This is a genomic window from Halobacillus sp. GSS1 (assembly GCF_017307035.1).
Taxonomy (GTDB): Bacteria; Bacillota; Bacilli; order Bacillales; family Halobacillaceae; genus Halobacillus; species Halobacillus litoralis.
Window position 1 is genome coordinate 930,383 of sequence record NZ_JAFLHE010000001.1, and the last position, 14,221, is coordinate 944,603.

The window sequence follows — 14,221 nt, forward strand, 5'->3', positions numbered from 1 at the left end:
TTTCCTCCTATTGTTGACTGGCTTGTAGAGCTAAGGCCAGTGAATAAATTTTACTTTGAGCATCATCTGCTCTAGACGTCAATACGATCGGAGCTTTAGCCCCGCTGATGACGCCCGCCACTTTTCCTTTGGCGAAATATATAAATGATTTGTACAAGGCATTAGCCACTTCAATGGATGGCACGACGAGAATATCCGCCTGCCCCGCTACTTCGGATACGATTCCTTTTTGTTCTGCTGCTTTTGGATCGATGGCATTGTCAAAGGCAAGGGGGCCATCAACGATACAGCCCTTCAGTTGCCCACGCCTGTTCATTTGAGTGAGCATCGCAGCATCTTGAGTAGCTGTCATGGAAGGATTCACTACCTCTACGGCTGCTAGTGGGGCTACTTTAGGGTTTTCCCAGCCTGCACGAGTAGCTACTTCTACGGCATTATTGATGATTTGGGCTTTCTCCTCCAAATTAGGAGCGATATTCATCGCAGCATCTGTAAGGTAGATCAGTTTATCCCTGCCTGGAATTTCAAATAATGCGACGTGAGACAGCACCGAACCTTTCCTGAGTCCGTACTCTTTATCCAGGACCGCTTTCAACAAAGATTTTGTATCAATATGGCCTTTCATGACTACATGAGCTTCACCGGAATGGACAGCTTTCACAGCAACTCCTGCACTATCCCTTTCACTGGCATGAATCACTTCAATGCCCTCCTGAGATAAATCCAACCCCACAGCTTTTGATTTGTTTTCAATCTCCATTTGATCTCCTACAAGAAAGAAATCAGCAAGGTTGGAAGCCCGGGCCATTTTTACTGCCTTCAATACTTCATCATCTGCTGCTTGAGCAACAGCGACCGTTTTAGGTGAACGACGGTCAATTTGATCGACTAACTCATCTAACTTTTTCATGCGTCACCTCTTCCCCTCTTCATAAACATGCAATATTCATGCCAACTCCAGTAACCATTAAAACAGGTTAGTCTTGAAGATTTTCACCTTGCAAAAGATTGCATTATGAAAAATTCTGCATGCTATTTTTGTCTAAATTATATTTTTCTAATTTGTAATATAAGTTTCGAATCGATATCCCTAAAGCTTTGGCTGTCTTTGTTTTATTAAAATCATGAGACCGGTAAGCATCAGCAAGCAAACTTTTTTCATATTCATCAACGGCCTGCTGCAAGGTCTCTCCCAGCCAAGGGGCCTCTTCCTTAGGTCTTCCTGATTCAGTTGAGGCTTTTTTCAGCCGAGGAAGGTGCTCTACCTTGATGGTATCTTCCATATTTTCCATATAAATCATAGCCCGGCCGATAATGTTTTCCAACTCTCTTACATTTCCAGGCCAATCATATTCTTTCAACAAACGAAAAGCATCCTCATCAATTGAGGTTACATGCCTTCCATAATCTTCATTCAATTTTTGGATCAAATGGTAAGTCAGAAGTTTGACATCTTTGATCCTTTCACGAAGGGGAGGAATGTATATCGGGAGCCGGTTCAGGCGATAGTACAGATCTTCTCGGAAGTTCTTGTTCATAATTGCTTTTTCCAAGTTGACATTCGTTGCAGCAATTACACGGACATCTACATGAACAGGCTTTGTACCTCCGACACGGATAATTTCATTCTCTTGGAGAACCCTCAGCAATTTCGCCTGCATTGGCAATGTCAATTCGCCGATTTCATCAAGAAAAATACTCCCGTGGTTCGCTTCTTCGAACAGTCCTTTTTTACCACCGCGTTTCGCACCTGAAAAAGCACCATCTTCGTAGCCAAATAATTCACTTTCCAGTAAAGACTCAGCTATGGCCGCACAATTAACTCGGATAAACTTATTATGGCGCCGCTTGCTCTCGTTATGAATCGCATGGGCGAAAAGTTCTTTCCCTGTCCCAGACTCTCCTCTCAACAATACAGAAGCAGGCGTACGCGCACCAACTTTCGCTTGTTCAAGAGCCAGGGTCATTTCCTGAGAATCACCGATGATATCATCGAACGTGTACTTCGCTTCCAAACTGCGAATGATTTGTCTGGCTCTTTTGAGTTCGCTAGTCAACGCCTGAATTTCCGAGACGTCATGAAGAACGCCGACACTTCCCTTCAGCTTCCCATCAACAATGACAGGGGCCACATTAACGAGGACGTCTTTTTTTGAGGGGCCAACCTTCATACGAACCCCTCGGACAGGCCTTCTGGTACGAAGGACTTTCATATGCATACTTTCGCCTTCAGATATGTCGACCGTTGCCGGCTTCCCGACGATTTCTTCTTCTGAAAGTCCGGTAATCCTCGTATAAGCAGGGTTAATCATTAAACCGCTTCCATTTTCATCGACAACAGAAATCGCCTCGTCTGAAGAATGAATGATGGCTTCGAGCATCGTTTTCACTTCTTTTAGGTCTGTGATTTCCTCAGCAAGGTTGACAACTTCCGTAATATCTTTGAAAACGGCAAATGCACCAATCACTTTCTGATCCTGTCCAATCATCGGAATACGAGTGGTTACTACTTTCTTTCCATTGCCTAAGGCAAGCTTTTTGTTCACTTCTTCCTCCCGGGAAGCAAGGACTTGAGGAAGCCTCGAATCGGGTATGATTTCATTTATGGGTTCTCCAATCATGGATGAGCGCTCCATATCCACAATGCGCTCTGCACTACGATTGATGAACGAGATTTCACCTCTTTCATCAATTACAATCATACCGTCGTGAATGCTGTTTAAGATCAGGTGCTGGTTTTCCGTCTGCTGCTTCAATTTTTGCACAAGCGTTTCTTTTTCTTCCAACAATTCTGCAGTTACATAAGCCACTGAACCTGGAATCACGACCGTCGAGCGCTTTCTGGTTTCTCGGATCTCATTGAACACACGCTCTTCCCCTGTAGCTTCGATCACAATATCAATCTCTTTATGTATCCAATCCTGCCAACGGCGGTCTGTAGCAATTCCGTAACTCTCAGCAAGCGCAATCCCTGGTGCTTCCGGGTCGATGTCTGTTACCGCGACCACTAACATACGGTCCATTTTCTTTAACAATTTCAACAGGGCGGTTCCGCCTTTCCCCGCTCCGACAATCAACACACGTTTCATTTCACCACACCCTGCAACTTTTTGCGTAATTTCATCGTATCCTATTCTGCATGTTTTAGCAAGTGTGTCTATAGTTCCAACGTGCCGCTCCATTTGATATACTTATTCATGGATTGAAATAAAGGAGTTACGAACATGCGATTAATTGCTTTACTTTTATTAGTTACCCCAGGTGTTATCGCCGTTTATGGAATAAAATTGATTCGCGATGCTCTTTTCGGGGAATTTCACCCTATCTTTTTTCACATCGCCATTCAAGGGCTTGCAGGGATTTTATTTGTAGTTGGAGGTTTAGCCTTCATTGGTGGCTTCATCCTCCACAGGGACAAAAAACGAAACTTGACCAAAGGTCGATTCAAACAAAAGGATTAGACCGTCGTGAAATACAACAACTGTGATGAAGGAGTTTTGCTCTGTGACAGAGTTTGAAATGTTTAGAAAGCAATATCCATTCGATTTGCTTTCTGAGGAAGAGTTTGATGAAGTTTTTGGTAAAGCCATGGTCAGGGAATTTTCAAAGAACGAATTCATCATCCATGAAGATCAGGAAGATGACACGATCGATATCCATTTCATGGTCTCTGGACTTGCTAAGAACATCATGCATCGGTCGAACGGACGACAATTATCGGTTAGGTTCTATTACCCGGGAGACCTGGTAGGTGTAATGATCCTACTTACAAGTGGAGAAATGCGTTTTTCTGTTCAAGCGTTAGAACCAATCAAAACCATTTGCTTTGAACGCGAATCCTTCTTGAAAGTGATGTCCAACAACAACCACTTTTCGAAAGTGGTGATGGATGGCATTAGTCATCTGATGAAAAGCTTATATGATGAAGTAAAATATAAAAGCTCTACAACAGATGAGCAGGATGATCGTGAACTTTATAAAAAACGTGCAGACGCTTATATGGAACCACCTACTTTCATACACCCGGAAGCCTCGATCGAAAAAGCTGCCCGTATGTTACAACAGCAAAAGATTGAAGCTCTGATTGTGAGCGATGATCAGCAATCGTTGCTCGGTATGATTGGATATGGTGAAATACTAAAAGCTTACTTTGAGAACGATCACAAAAACCCAGTCAAAGCTTATATGTCTGAGGAAGCCTATGAGATTAATGAGCAGGAATTCATCTATGATGCTTTAAGTTATTTGAAACACCACCCTACAGAAATCATTCCTGTTCTGCATAAGGACAAGGTCGTTGGAATTTTGAGGCAGTCCTCGTTTTTCACCATTAAAAATTCCGTGTACTTCGACCTCACTTATAAAATTTCAAATGCGATTTCTATTGAAGAAATTAAACCGTTGTCACCGATTCACAATGAAAGGTTCCAAAAATTCGTGGCGAGCTTGATTAAAGATCACATGTTCGCTTATGACATTGCAGAATTGATGACCAACTACAACGATCGTATCCACAAACAAGTGGTGCAGATTGCAGAAGACGAAATGATTCGCGAAGGGTATGGAGCACCACCGGTGAATTACTGTTTCCTGGTTATGGGCAGCGAAGGACGTAAAGAGCAGGCGTTTTCTACTGATCAGGACAACGCCATCATTCTTGCCGACTATGAGAACAGTAAGCATAAAGCGAAAATTGAAAAATACTTTGAAATCTTCACTAATAAAATTAACGATATGTTGAACGAATGCGGTTTTCCATACTGTACAGGCGGGATTATGGCAAAGGAACCCAAATGGCGTCAGCAAATGAGTGATTGGCATGGGAGTATCGACCACTGGATCAACAAGATGGATGCAGAGGAAATCCGCGATTTCACTATTTTTATGGACTTTCGTCCGATCACAGGCGATTATTCCCTTGCGTATGACTTAAAGAAATATGTAACCAAACGTGTCCAGAAATCCTTAAATCTTCATCAATTGCTTATGAAAGATACACTTCGTTTTCGGGTCCCTGTCCAACCATTCGGAAGAATTTCAGGGATTGGTAAGAAACGGACACTCAACTTGAAGAAGTCAGCGATTATGCAAATCGTCAATGCGATCCGTATTTACAGTATGAAATATGGAATTGAAGAGATTAATACCGTCAATAGGTTAGAAGCATTAGCCGAACAAGAGCGTTTCCACCCCCGGGATGTGGAAAATGCAAAAACAGCTTTGCACCGTCTTATGTTGTTCCGGTTAAAGGCTAATCTTCAACAACTGGACGACGAAGAACCGTTGAGCAATGATTTAAAACTCGGGCCAATGAAAAAAGAAGAACGTCGATCACTCAGAGAAGCGCTCATTATCGCCAAGCGCCTGCAGCAGGTACTGGAATTGAGCTATAACCGAAATCGGGTGGTATGATGCTTCCAGTTGACTTACAAATCATCAAGTATCTGCTTTTTGAGAAACCCATGTACTATTTCAAGATAAAACCTTATTTGAAATGGCACACCTATCATGAATTAGAAAAGCAGCTGACCGTTTTCAATAAGAAGGGAAGCTTTCACCAGAAGTCATTAAAGGACTTGGACTATACCATCTTTGACCTTGAGACAACCGGTTTTCTACCAGAGATTGGGCATGAGATCATCTCCATAGGTGCCATAAGGCTACAGGGACTTCACGCTTGCCGAATGGAGAAGTTTCATCAGGTGATCCGTCCCATTCGTCCTGTTAACAAACAAACGCTGCGGTTAACAGGGTTATCCCGCGATCGTCTCGATAATGCCAGTCCTTTTATTGAGGGTTTCCAAAACTTCATGCAGTTCAGTGAAGGATCTGTTCTAGTAGCCCACCCTGCAAAATTTGATATGCGGTTCTTAAAGGCCATGCTGAGAAGATGGAAGCTGCCTGATTATGAACCACACGTGATCGACTCTCAGCTTATGGCGCAATGGCTTCTGCCGAATGTCAGGCACCAGCTTGACCCTTTGCTAAAATATGTAGGTATTGATAAAAGAGAACGCCACCACGCATTGAATGATGCTATTATGACAGCCGAGTTATTTCGGTATTTGCTTTCAAAAACGATTGACTATGACGTTCACACATTAGAACAATTAAATAAAGTATTGGCTCAACAGAAAAAAACGAAGCAGTGAATATCACTGCTTCGTTTTTCTTTCTTATTGAACAAACGCTCTTTATACTTGATGACTCAGTTTCGGGATGTTTTTGGGTTCGTTCCCTGTGTTGAGCGTCAGGGGCGGCTGGGAAGCTACTCGCTTTCCTGTGGGGGAGTGGCGAGCTTCCCAACCACCCCATCTCATGTAAGGTGAAACGAACCCCTGTACGGAAAAATAGAGCTCCTGCTCTTCCCCTCCTAAGCAGGCATCAAACCATCTCTATCATGCTTTTAAGGTCTGGATGCTCTCTTTGGGAGTTTCACCAAAGAATCAAAATCAAGTCTTTAAAAACCCTGCCATATTCTATAATAACTTCCCTCACCAATAAAAGTTAAGATGCCTACTCAAAAAACGTTCGATACAACGATTGGACAGCTTTGCCTAAGCTTTCGGACTTGACTCCGAACATCATTGAAACTTCTGAAGATCCCTGGTTAATCATCTCAATGTTAACCTCTGCTTCGCGGAAAGCTACGGCTGCCCGGCTGGCGATACCAATCGTTTGGTTCATCCCTTCGCCTACAATCATAATCATCGCCATTTCCCTTTCAATCAAGACCGTATCCACTTCCAATTCATCCTTTATCCGCCTCACGACTTTCTCCTCTTTCTCAGGAGGAAGCTGATGTTCACGAATGACGACGGACATGTCATCGATTCCGGAAGGCGCGTGTTCAAAAGATACTTCTTCATCTTCTAAAATCTGAAGCAGCCTGCGACCAAATCCGATCTCACGGTTCATTAAGTATTTACTCACATATAAGTTCAAAAAACCATCATCACTTGCTATACCCACCACATGACTTTCTCTTTCAGGTAGATCAGCCACAATCATCGTTCCAGGCGCCGAAGGATTATTTGTATTTTTTATGCACACAGGAATCTTTTCCTTAAATGCAGGGATCAAAGCTTCGTCATGAAAGACAGAGAAGCCTGCATAGGAAAGCTCACGCATTTCTCTGTAAGTTAAAGAAGTGAGCTCTTTTGGTTGATCTACGAACATCGGATTGACGCAATAGACGGAATCAACATCCGTAAAGTTTTCATACAGATCTGCTTTTAACCCCGCTGCAACAATGGAACCGGTGATATCTGATCCTCCGCGTGAGAATGTTACCAATTCCCCTTCAGGTGTAAACCCAAAAAATCCAGGAATGACTAAGATTTCATTTCGATGCCTTAAGCTATACAATTTTTCAAAGCTTTCTTCTAACACCAACGCCCCGCCAGGTTGGTCCCGGACGAGAATTCCCGCCTCTTTAGGGTTCACATACGATGCATCCGTACCCATCTTTTGCAAATAAGCACTTACAATATGAGCGGAACCATCCTCTCCACAAGCTTTTAAAGCATCAAGTGCATGCACAGAACCATCTTTCACCAACTTAATAGCCTCATCAATTTTATCCTTCACTTGTTCTGCTACATGTAAGGAGAGATTCAGCTCCTCTGTCATCGATTGAAAACGATCAATGATTTTTTTATAGACGGCCTCATCCATCTGGTCCATCTGTATGGATGTACCTAATGCAATGAGGAGGTCCGTCACTTTTTCATCTTTACTATGACGTTTTCCCGGAGCTGACACCACAACCACACGGCGATCATCATCCAAATCAATAATATTCTTTACTTTTTTAATCTGCCCGGCATCTGCAAGAGAACTGCCTCCGAATTTTACGACTTTCATTGATACAACACCCCATTAGAGAACGAAAGTAATTAATAATTAATAATTAAGAATTGTATCACAAAAGGGATGCAAAATTGAATAAATTTCAGAAAAAAATTAGTAGAACGGCGAAAATTGACGGAAACATGGGAATTTTTACATTTATTCTACAAATTTGTTACATCTTTTGGTATTTTTAGATATGATGGATAATAAGAGGAAGGGTGGTTCTATGGTTTTAACAAGGGATGGTTTTGGGGGATGCAGGTATTATCCCGAAAATAGTGAATTATCCATACTATGTACGTATGAAGATCAAGGACACACCTTTGTCATTATACAATACCTGGACCTTCCTTTCAGTTACCGGTTAATCAACAGAGACGGCATATTTTTATTAGAGGAAGAGCTTTTCAATTTCTTGAGTAACCACATTGACGACATTGATGCTGGTATATATGAAGACGTTATTCTTGCCCAAGAAATCACTAAATTGATGACAACACAAAAATAAAAGCACGAAAGATGTCCTTTACATCTCTCGTGCTTTTTCGTTCAGCTTGCTTTATGTTCCAAACGAAGGCGGTCCGCCACCATGGCGATGAATTCGCTGTTTGTCGGTTTTGCTTTTGTATTGGAGATTGTATAACCGTTGATATAGTGGGGTTTTACAGTTTACATTTGTTCTCAAGATCATTTATTTATTGGTATGTAGTTAGTATGTTATGTGGCCAGCGTTCACTAGCCTACTATCAGTATAATTACACCATTTCTGCCAGTCAATAGAAACGATTCCTTTAGTAGAAGTTTCTGCATAAACAATGACCGCTAAATACCTTACATATGCTTTTTATTCTGTGCTGTACTTCTTCAGGAAGTCTGTATAGGCAATAGCTAATAAGTAATCTCCTTCTATAGGCAGTTTTTCTGTAAACTGATCAAACTGCTTCTTAATAGACAACACTTCACCTTTACTATAAACATCTTGTACCCTTTGAAATAACTCCACGTCGTTATAGTAATTCACTTGAACACCTTGCTTACTCTTCCCAGACTCCCCAGCTTTTCTTTCCGCCCGCCTTTTCTGTTGGTATCTTTTCTCACACGTTTTACATATAGACATTCTATTTATAAAGCCGTTTTTACTTTTATAGAAAGAATCGACATCATTTAACTGTTTACACTTACTACATTCTATCCTGCTTACTTCTCCACCTGAATCTAAAAAGTATTTTCTTCCGTTCTTAGTAAGATGTAAAGACATACCTTCCATATATCAAGTTCCTTCCTATTATAATGTAGTTTTCCATAGTTCTTAAAACTCTTGTGTAGTTATTTGTTTACACCACACTATAAACATACCACGTAGTCATTTGTTTACACAACACTTTTATTATTAAACGATTATGTTTAAAATAGTATTACGGTGATCCGTTTTACGTGTCATTAAACTGCCTTAACTTAATGTAACTTAAGGTCAGTAAAGGGAGTGACTAACTATGGTCGTAAAGAAAGATAAAGTAGTAAGTGTAAGGTTAGATAGTGAATCTTATGAGAAGTTGACTTATATACAGGAAGCAATGAAAGAAATGACAGGTTCCAAACCGTCTAATAGTGACTTGTTTCATCAAATGATTTCTTTATATCAAACATACATTAATGAAGTTGATCAAGATGTACTTCAAGATGTTCACAGAAAAGCTTTAATAAAAGCATTAGCTAAGACAGAATGAACAGCAAATAAATAACTCTAAAATCCCAAGAAGAAATTTCATATTGTTTAAGGGTTACATTCGTTTTGCTGTAACTACATTATTGAACACAAAAAAGCCCCTTACCAGTAAACACTGATAAGGGGTTCTTATTGTTTATTTAACCGAATAGTCCAGCATTACTCATAAATTGAATGAGTGAGTTCCCATGCTTATATAGGCTTATAGCTGTATTTATACTATCATTTGTGTTCTTCGCCTTATTCGCAATTTCAGTAACCATGCTTTCAGCTTCTTTTTTTGATTCTGCTGTAAGAACATTCAACATTTCTTTATGAAGGTCTAAAACTTCCCTGTTTATTTCGTTTCCTTCCCTTACTGCCCAAAGCATAGCAGGAAGATAAGAAGTGTTTTCTGCGGTCTGTCTAGCGTATTCAGTTCTTTCTATATCACGCTGGATGGCTTCTTGTTCCCTACGTTCTTTTTCTTCAAATGCTTCATTTAATTCCTTTTCTACTTCGGTTAGGTCTGGTTTCAAGAAGTCATCATTTACAGATAAATCCGTCCTTTTTAGGAAGTCATAATTTTTCCCCATGAAATACCCCTTTCCAATAACTGTTATATTAATTATACAGTACACTTTGCAGGGGGTTATAGTATATTAATCTTTTAGGTACAAAAAAAGACCCCCAAACCTAATAGGGATGAGGGTGTGGCTGTATAACTTTAATCATCTTCTGCTGGTGGTATAATTTCACCATCTTTTACTAAAACGTCATCACTGGAAATAGTTTGTTCATTAAAGCTATCTTTCATAAAATTATAAGGTGAGTTTTCAAGGTCTATTGTTAATTCTGTTACTATGCCTTCTTCATCTGTTCCTGCTAACACTGCATATCCACCATCAGCCTTTGTATGAAATGTTAAACCAGCATCAGTATGTGTATCAGCGAGTTTTATATGTGCTGTATCAACTGGTATAAAGCCATAAATAAATAGTCCTTTTTTAATGTTTGTTTTCATTTTAATTTCCCCTTTTCGTTTATTCTAAATCCAACACAACATCCAAAGGTAAAACAGACACTAATATAAAAAATTCCATAAAAAAAGATCCCCAACCAGTATAGGAAGGGGCTTTTCTATGATATTAGAATGTTACTTCTATGTTATTTTAAAAAACCTTGTTCTTGTTTCTGCTTAACGGCTGATCTTAGATGTGAATTGATATTGCCGAATTGCATGACCTCATGGGCTTCACCGTTTAGTACTTCAACGGCTATTGGTTCAGTACCAGCGAAAACCTGTCCAATTTCACTGTAAGTATCACCTACATATGAATCCTTTTTAATTCCTAATTGTTCTTTAAGCCGTCCAATCTTACTGGAAGGTTTTTTATACTCCTTATAACGTTGGGAAAGTTGCTGAAGGCTTTCAAGATACTGAAGTTTTGCCTGAAGAATTTCAGCTTTAACTTCTTCATATTCTTGCCTTTTTTCTTCAGCATGTTCAGCTTGTTCTTCTTCCATAGCTTCAACTATTGCTTTTGCATCATCCGTTTTATACTTCACCATTAATTCCATATCTTCATGAAGTTGATCTTTCTTTTCCTTTAACCTGTCCAGTTCATCTTTTTCAACTTTGTAAGCATCTTCTGATACGTCACCAAGTGCCTTCATTTTATGCAAGGCTGAAACATGAGATTCTTTTTCCTGAATATCCGTTTGAATATCTATAATTTCCTGTTGTTTTGCTTCATGTGCATCTTCATACTTCTTTTCGTTATTAGAATAACGACCCATCATTTCATTAAATTTCTGCTTAAAATCCTTTTTAGCCATTATTTTTTGCCCCTTTCAATTCTTCAATTTCTTCTTTAAGTTGCAATACTGATTCAGATAGTACTTTCAAATGTTCTTCTGTGGTCAATTCTTTAGCTTTTTCTTCCTGACCTTCACCAGCACCAGTTTTATCTGTTTGAACTTCTTTATCAGCTTCTAGTCCTGCATAACCTTGTTTCATTGATTGAATTACACTCATTATTCATCTTCCTTTCCTTTAAGTTTGCTTAATAGCCTTGCTTTACGTTCTTCAGGTGTAGGCGTTCGCCCTGCCTTCTTCTCCTTGCCGTTTACATCAAGTCCAAGTTCTTCTAATTGCTTTCTACGATCTGATTCAACAACGGCTGGAAACATTTCATTAAAAAGCTGTACTTCTTTAATTGATGTGCTTCCTTGTTTCCCTGCAAGTTCAATGACTTTCTTTTTAATATTTTCATAGGCTTTGACTGCATCTTCTGGAAGCATTGAATCCTGCACCTGATTAAGATATTCCATAAAGTCAGCATCTTCTTTCCATCCGTACCAAGTCTTTGTACTGATAGAATTGTTTTGACAAAAAGAACCGATTGAAAATCCTTCTTCCATTCGTGCCTGTGCAAAGTTCTTTACAAGCTGTACTTGTTGATCTGTTAATTTTTCAGGTGGTTCAATTGCAGCCACCAGCTTTTTAGATTGTTGATGTACGTTTGACATTATTGTTTCATCCTTCCTTATATTTGCGTTAATACAGTTTTATGTGTGGTTCTTCCTTTTCCTTTGAAACCTTCAATGGTTGCGGTAACTTCCTTTTGATGAAAGTCCGACTGTTTCAATCTTTGAATAATTGCTAATGAACGTTTAGTTTTTCCATTACTGATTTCAGTTTGTAATTCCTGAAGATCAGATAAGGCCTTATATTTGCCAGCCTTGATCCATGCTTTATAAACAGAAACATTCTGTGGGCTTTGTCTGCTGTAAAGTACGCCCCTATGTTTATATGTCTTGCCTTTCAATTCACTATAAATATCAGAAATCTTTGCTGTGATTATTGGCTTTTGTTCATGGTATTCATTACTTAGAAGCCGTTTTTCAATGAAGTTCAGTTTCTGTATCAATCCTTTATGTGACATTTTTATCCGTCCCTTTCTTACTAGATAATATTTGCTGTAATAGAATCACTTCTTCACCTGAAATACCTTTTTCTTTCAATGCCAGTTGAAACCGTGATTCCATCTTTCTAGTAATTGGCTTTGTTCCGTTTTCGATTTTGGCTATTAACGATTGTTCGCATCCGACCTTTACAGATAGTTCTGATTGAGTTAAGTCAGCAACTTGTCTTAAATGTTTAAATAACACATGGTTCATATTCGCCTTTCCTTTCTTGCAATAATGATTAATGTAAAAGTCATATATCATGACTATTTAGTAAAAGAAAAAAGCACCGATCACTTAAATGATCAATGCCATACACACCAAATACCTTTTCCCTTCTGGGGAAGGTTGATTAAATCAAAAGAAACGTTTAATGGAACGAAAAATAAGAAACAAACCACTTTAATAAATTATGTTTTTACTAAGGTTATATTTGTTTTTGACAGCTTTTGCTTTCGATCAGCGTCCTATATCATTTCATACGCCTATTTCACCAGCATTACCTGTCTATCTATTAGTTGATGAAATGCAGGGGAAATGGGACATAAAAATGCATTTTCCTAAAAAATTATTTTAAATCCGTCTTATTGATTATGTTTTGTTGTGTAGGAACTAGAACTAAAAAAGGTGGGATTAAAATGGAACAAATAAACTTCTTTGAAGATATAAATCTTAGGGATGATTATATAAGTAGAGTTGATACATTAGATAAGGTTAAGGATTTAATTTTGCTTCCAAATATGAGTATGGCAACAACTGAACAGGTAGCTGATTATTATGAAGTACCTATTGAAGCAATTAGAAACATCACCAAAGAACACAACACTGAACTGCGAGAAGATGGGTTTGTAAAGAACGCCGGCAAAGCCTCGCAAAAACTGATTAATAAATATAATCCGAAAAGGAAAGTAATTGAAAACCGAGTCGGTCATTTTATAGTAGTGACAGAAAATGGTGAAGTTCAAATGTCCTATAGTACTAACGCTTTTTTCTCAAAACGTGCAATACTTCGAATAGGTATGTTGGTAAGGGATTCTTTAGTAGGACGAGATGTAAGATTAGCTTTAAAAACAGTAGATTAACTTAATATTTATTTACATGCCTACGCGGAATAACTTCATTCTGTGTAGGTATTTTTTATAGATTAAATAATGAAGTATCCAGGTGATATTAAATAAAATAAGTAATGGATAGTTCTAGAAAGGACTGAAGGCATAAAATTTTCTGTAAATATTCAGGGAAATCTGGGAAGGCAAAAATATTATGTATATGGTTTAGGGGCGGTGTGTGTGGTGTTATATGAGGGTGTCCCCCTGTCCCCCCCTTATCATTCATATAAGACTTGTGACAGCTTCAAACGATCTTCACTAATGCTATCAATCATCTAATCATAAAACCTTCATAAAGAAATGCTTCTGTTTAGCTTCTGAATGAATCTATGAATGGAACACGAACTTTTATTTGATGGCTTTTGTTCAGGAACATTTAATAAATAAGCTGAAAATGATCTGTTTTAACAGTGAAAACTTCATGTTCCTTAATGGAATACGAATGTGCCTATATCCCTGTTCATACTGTGGAAGTGTGCTGGTCAGCGTACAAACAACGTTGCTGGGAAAGCCTGTACTGATTCAGGTGATTTAAGCCTATCTATTTAACTATTCACCTGTGTGCCTTTCTGTGTATGCTATA

Annotated in this window: 17 protein-coding genes and 1 pseudogene; 6 read left to right on the forward strand and 12 right to left on the reverse strand. The window is 39.0% G+C overall.

The features are described 5' to 3' along the window. Positions 1-7: 7 nt before the first annotated feature. Together yqiS and J0K78_RS04925 are read right to left on the reverse strand one after the other, a co-directional pair. Positions 8-910: a phosphate butyryltransferase gene (yqiS, locus tag J0K78_RS04920; protein ID WP_206945657.1), complete on the reverse strand. Its 903-nt coding sequence runs from the start codon at positions 908-910 to the stop codon at positions 8-10. Positions 911-1,013: 103 nt separating this feature from the next. Next, positions 1,014-3,089 (reverse strand): sigma-54 interaction domain-containing protein, encoded by a 2,076-nt coding sequence (locus J0K78_RS04925; protein ID WP_206945658.1) that lies wholly within the window; start codon positions 3,087-3,089, stop codon positions 1,014-1,016. A gap of 135 nt (positions 3,090-3,224) precedes the next feature. Here J0K78_RS04925 and J0K78_RS04930 point away from each other — a divergent pair, with 135 nt between their 5' ends. The 3 genes from J0K78_RS04930 to J0K78_RS04940 are packed head-to-tail and all read left to right on the forward strand — an operon-like array spanning position 3,225 to position 6,152. After that, positions 3,225-3,461, forward strand: a complete 237-nt coding sequence (locus tag J0K78_RS04930) for a DUF2627 domain-containing protein (RefSeq protein ID WP_206945659.1) — start codon at positions 3,225-3,227, stop codon at positions 3,459-3,461. Positions 3,462-3,504: 43 nt separating this feature from the next. Then, entirely contained in the window at positions 3,505-5,412 is a 1,908-nt protein-coding gene (locus J0K78_RS04935) for a DUF294 nucleotidyltransferase-like domain-containing protein (RefSeq protein WP_206945660.1), read from the forward strand. After that, complete coding sequence (locus J0K78_RS04940; protein WP_206945661.1) at positions 5,412-6,152, forward strand: 3'-5' exonuclease; 741 nt, start codon at positions 5,412-5,414, stop codon at positions 6,150-6,152. Before J0K78_RS04935 ends, J0K78_RS04940 begins: the two co-directional genes overlap by 1 nt. A gap of 364 nt (positions 6,153-6,516) precedes the next feature. On the opposite strand, the gene J0K78_RS04945 is transcribed toward J0K78_RS04940, so the two are convergent. Next, entirely contained in the window at positions 6,517-7,866 is a 1,350-nt protein-coding gene (locus tag J0K78_RS04945; RefSeq protein ID WP_206945662.1) for an aspartate kinase, read from the reverse strand. A gap of 214 nt (positions 7,867-8,080) precedes the next feature. Between J0K78_RS04945 and J0K78_RS04950 the strand changes: the two genes are divergently transcribed. Further along, a complete protein-coding gene (locus tag J0K78_RS04950) occupies positions 8,081-8,362 on the forward strand; it encodes a hypothetical protein (RefSeq protein WP_206945663.1) in 282 nt (93 codons plus the stop codon). Between the two features lie 41 nt (positions 8,363-8,403). Here the strand turns inward: J0K78_RS04950 and J0K78_RS04955 are convergent. Together J0K78_RS04955 and J0K78_RS04960 are read right to left on the reverse strand one after the other, a co-directional pair. Continuing rightward, a pseudogene (locus J0K78_RS04955) lies at positions 8,404-8,499 on the reverse strand (sporulation transcription factor Spo0A); the annotation flags it as partial. Between the two features lie 199 nt (positions 8,500-8,698). Beyond that, positions 8,699-9,121: a hypothetical protein gene (locus J0K78_RS04960; RefSeq protein ID WP_206945664.1), complete on the reverse strand. Its 423-nt coding sequence runs from the start codon at positions 9,119-9,121 to the stop codon at positions 8,699-8,701. Between the two features lie 226 nt (positions 9,122-9,347). Here J0K78_RS04960 and J0K78_RS04965 point away from each other — a divergent pair, with 226 nt between their 5' ends. After that, positions 9,348-9,581 (forward strand): hypothetical protein, encoded by a 234-nt coding sequence (locus tag J0K78_RS04965; protein WP_206945665.1) that lies wholly within the window; start codon positions 9,348-9,350, stop codon positions 9,579-9,581. Between the two features lie 139 nt (positions 9,582-9,720). Here J0K78_RS04965 and J0K78_RS04970 read toward each other — a convergent pair whose 3' ends face one another. The 7 genes from J0K78_RS04970 to J0K78_RS05000 all read right to left on the reverse strand — a co-directional run bounded on the left by J0K78_RS04970 (position 9,721) and on the right by J0K78_RS05000 (position 12,742). Beyond that, positions 9,721-10,155: a hypothetical protein gene (locus tag J0K78_RS04970; RefSeq protein WP_206945666.1), complete on the reverse strand. Its 435-nt coding sequence runs from the start codon at positions 10,153-10,155 to the stop codon at positions 9,721-9,723. Positions 10,156-10,286: 131 nt separating this feature from the next. Beyond that, positions 10,287-10,583 (reverse strand): hypothetical protein, encoded by a 297-nt coding sequence (locus tag J0K78_RS04975; protein ID WP_206945667.1) that lies wholly within the window; start codon positions 10,581-10,583, stop codon positions 10,287-10,289. Positions 10,584-10,726: 143 nt separating this feature from the next. Then, the gene (locus J0K78_RS04980) at positions 10,727-11,398 is read right to left on the reverse strand and encodes a hypothetical protein (protein ID WP_206945668.1); all 672 of its coding nucleotides are present in this window, start codon (positions 11,396-11,398) and stop codon (positions 10,727-10,729) included. Next, positions 11,391-11,597, reverse strand: coding sequence for a hypothetical protein (locus tag J0K78_RS04985; protein ID WP_206945669.1), 207 nt, complete (start codon positions 11,595-11,597; stop codon positions 11,391-11,393). Before J0K78_RS04985 ends, J0K78_RS04980 begins: the two co-directional genes overlap by 8 nt. Continuing rightward, positions 11,597-12,091 carry a phBC6A51 family helix-turn-helix protein gene (locus tag J0K78_RS04990; RefSeq protein ID WP_206945670.1) on the reverse strand — a complete coding sequence of 165 codons (495 nt, stop codon included), beginning with the start codon at positions 12,089-12,091 and terminating at the stop codon, positions 11,597-11,599. The genes J0K78_RS04985 and J0K78_RS04990 overlap by 1 nt, the downstream gene beginning before the upstream one ends. 17 nt (positions 12,092-12,108) lie before the next feature. Beyond that, entirely contained in the window at positions 12,109-12,507 is a 399-nt protein-coding gene (locus J0K78_RS04995; RefSeq protein ID WP_206945671.1) for a hypothetical protein, read from the reverse strand. Next, positions 12,497-12,742, reverse strand: coding sequence for a helix-turn-helix domain-containing protein (locus tag J0K78_RS05000; RefSeq protein WP_206945672.1), 246 nt, complete (start codon positions 12,740-12,742; stop codon positions 12,497-12,499). Before J0K78_RS05000 ends, J0K78_RS04995 begins: the two co-directional genes overlap by 11 nt. A gap of 425 nt (positions 12,743-13,167) precedes the next feature. On the opposite strand from J0K78_RS05000, the gene J0K78_RS05005 reads away from it, so the two are divergent. Continuing rightward, complete coding sequence (locus J0K78_RS05005) at positions 13,168-13,611, forward strand: hypothetical protein (RefSeq protein WP_206945673.1); 444 nt, start codon at positions 13,168-13,170, stop codon at positions 13,609-13,611. The last annotated feature ends 610 nt before the right edge of the window (positions 13,612-14,221 follow it).

Coding starts and splice junctions, on each gene's coding strand:
- J0K78_RS04995 (WP_206945671.1), bottom strand. CDS start 12,507: ATGTCACATAAAGGATTGATACAGAAACTGAACTTCATTGAAAAACGG.
- J0K78_RS04980 (WP_206945668.1), bottom strand. CDS start 11,398: ATGGCTAAAAAGGATTTTAAGCAGAAATTTAATGAAATGATGGGTCGT.
- J0K78_RS04960 (WP_206945664.1), bottom strand. CDS start 9,121: ATGGAAGGTATGTCTTTACATCTTACTAAGAACGGAAGAAAATACTTT.
- J0K78_RS04975 (WP_206945667.1), bottom strand. CDS start 10,583: ATGAAAACAAACATTAAAAAAGGACTATTTATTTATGGCTTTATACCA.
- J0K78_RS04950 (WP_206945663.1), top strand. CDS start 8,081: ATGGTTTTAACAAGGGATGGTTTTGGGGGATGCAGGTATTATCCCGAA.
- J0K78_RS04945 (WP_206945662.1), bottom strand. CDS start 7,866: ATGAAAGTCGTAAAATTCGGAGGCAGTTCTCTTGCAGATGCCGGGCAG.
- J0K78_RS05000 (WP_206945672.1), bottom strand. CDS start 12,742: ATGAACCATGTGTTATTTAAACATTTAAGACAAGTTGCTGACTTAACT.
- J0K78_RS04965 (WP_206945665.1), top strand. CDS start 9,348: ATGGTCGTAAAGAAAGATAAAGTAGTAAGTGTAAGGTTAGATAGTGAA.
- J0K78_RS04925 (WP_206945658.1), bottom strand. CDS start 3,089: ATGAAACGTGTGTTGATTGTCGGAGCGGGGAAAGGCGGAACCGCCCTG.
- J0K78_RS05005 (WP_206945673.1), top strand. CDS start 13,168: ATGGAACAAATAAACTTCTTTGAAGATATAAATCTTAGGGATGATTAT.
- yqiS (WP_206945657.1), bottom strand. CDS start 910: ATGAAAAAGTTAGATGAGTTAGTCGATCAAATTGACCGTCGTTCACCT.
- J0K78_RS04930 (WP_206945659.1), top strand. CDS start 3,225: ATGCGATTAATTGCTTTACTTTTATTAGTTACCCCAGGTGTTATCGCC.
- J0K78_RS04985 (WP_206945669.1), bottom strand. CDS start 11,597: ATGAGTGTAATTCAATCAATGAAACAAGGTTATGCAGGACTAGAAGCT.
- J0K78_RS04970 (WP_206945666.1), bottom strand. CDS start 10,155: ATGGGGAAAAATTATGACTTCCTAAAAAGGACGGATTTATCTGTAAAT.
- J0K78_RS04940 (WP_206945661.1), top strand. CDS start 5,412: ATGCTTCCAGTTGACTTACAAATCATCAAGTATCTGCTTTTTGAGAAA.
- J0K78_RS04990 (WP_206945670.1), bottom strand. CDS start 12,091: ATGTCAAACGTACATCAACAATCTAAAAAGCTGGTGGCTGCAATTGAA.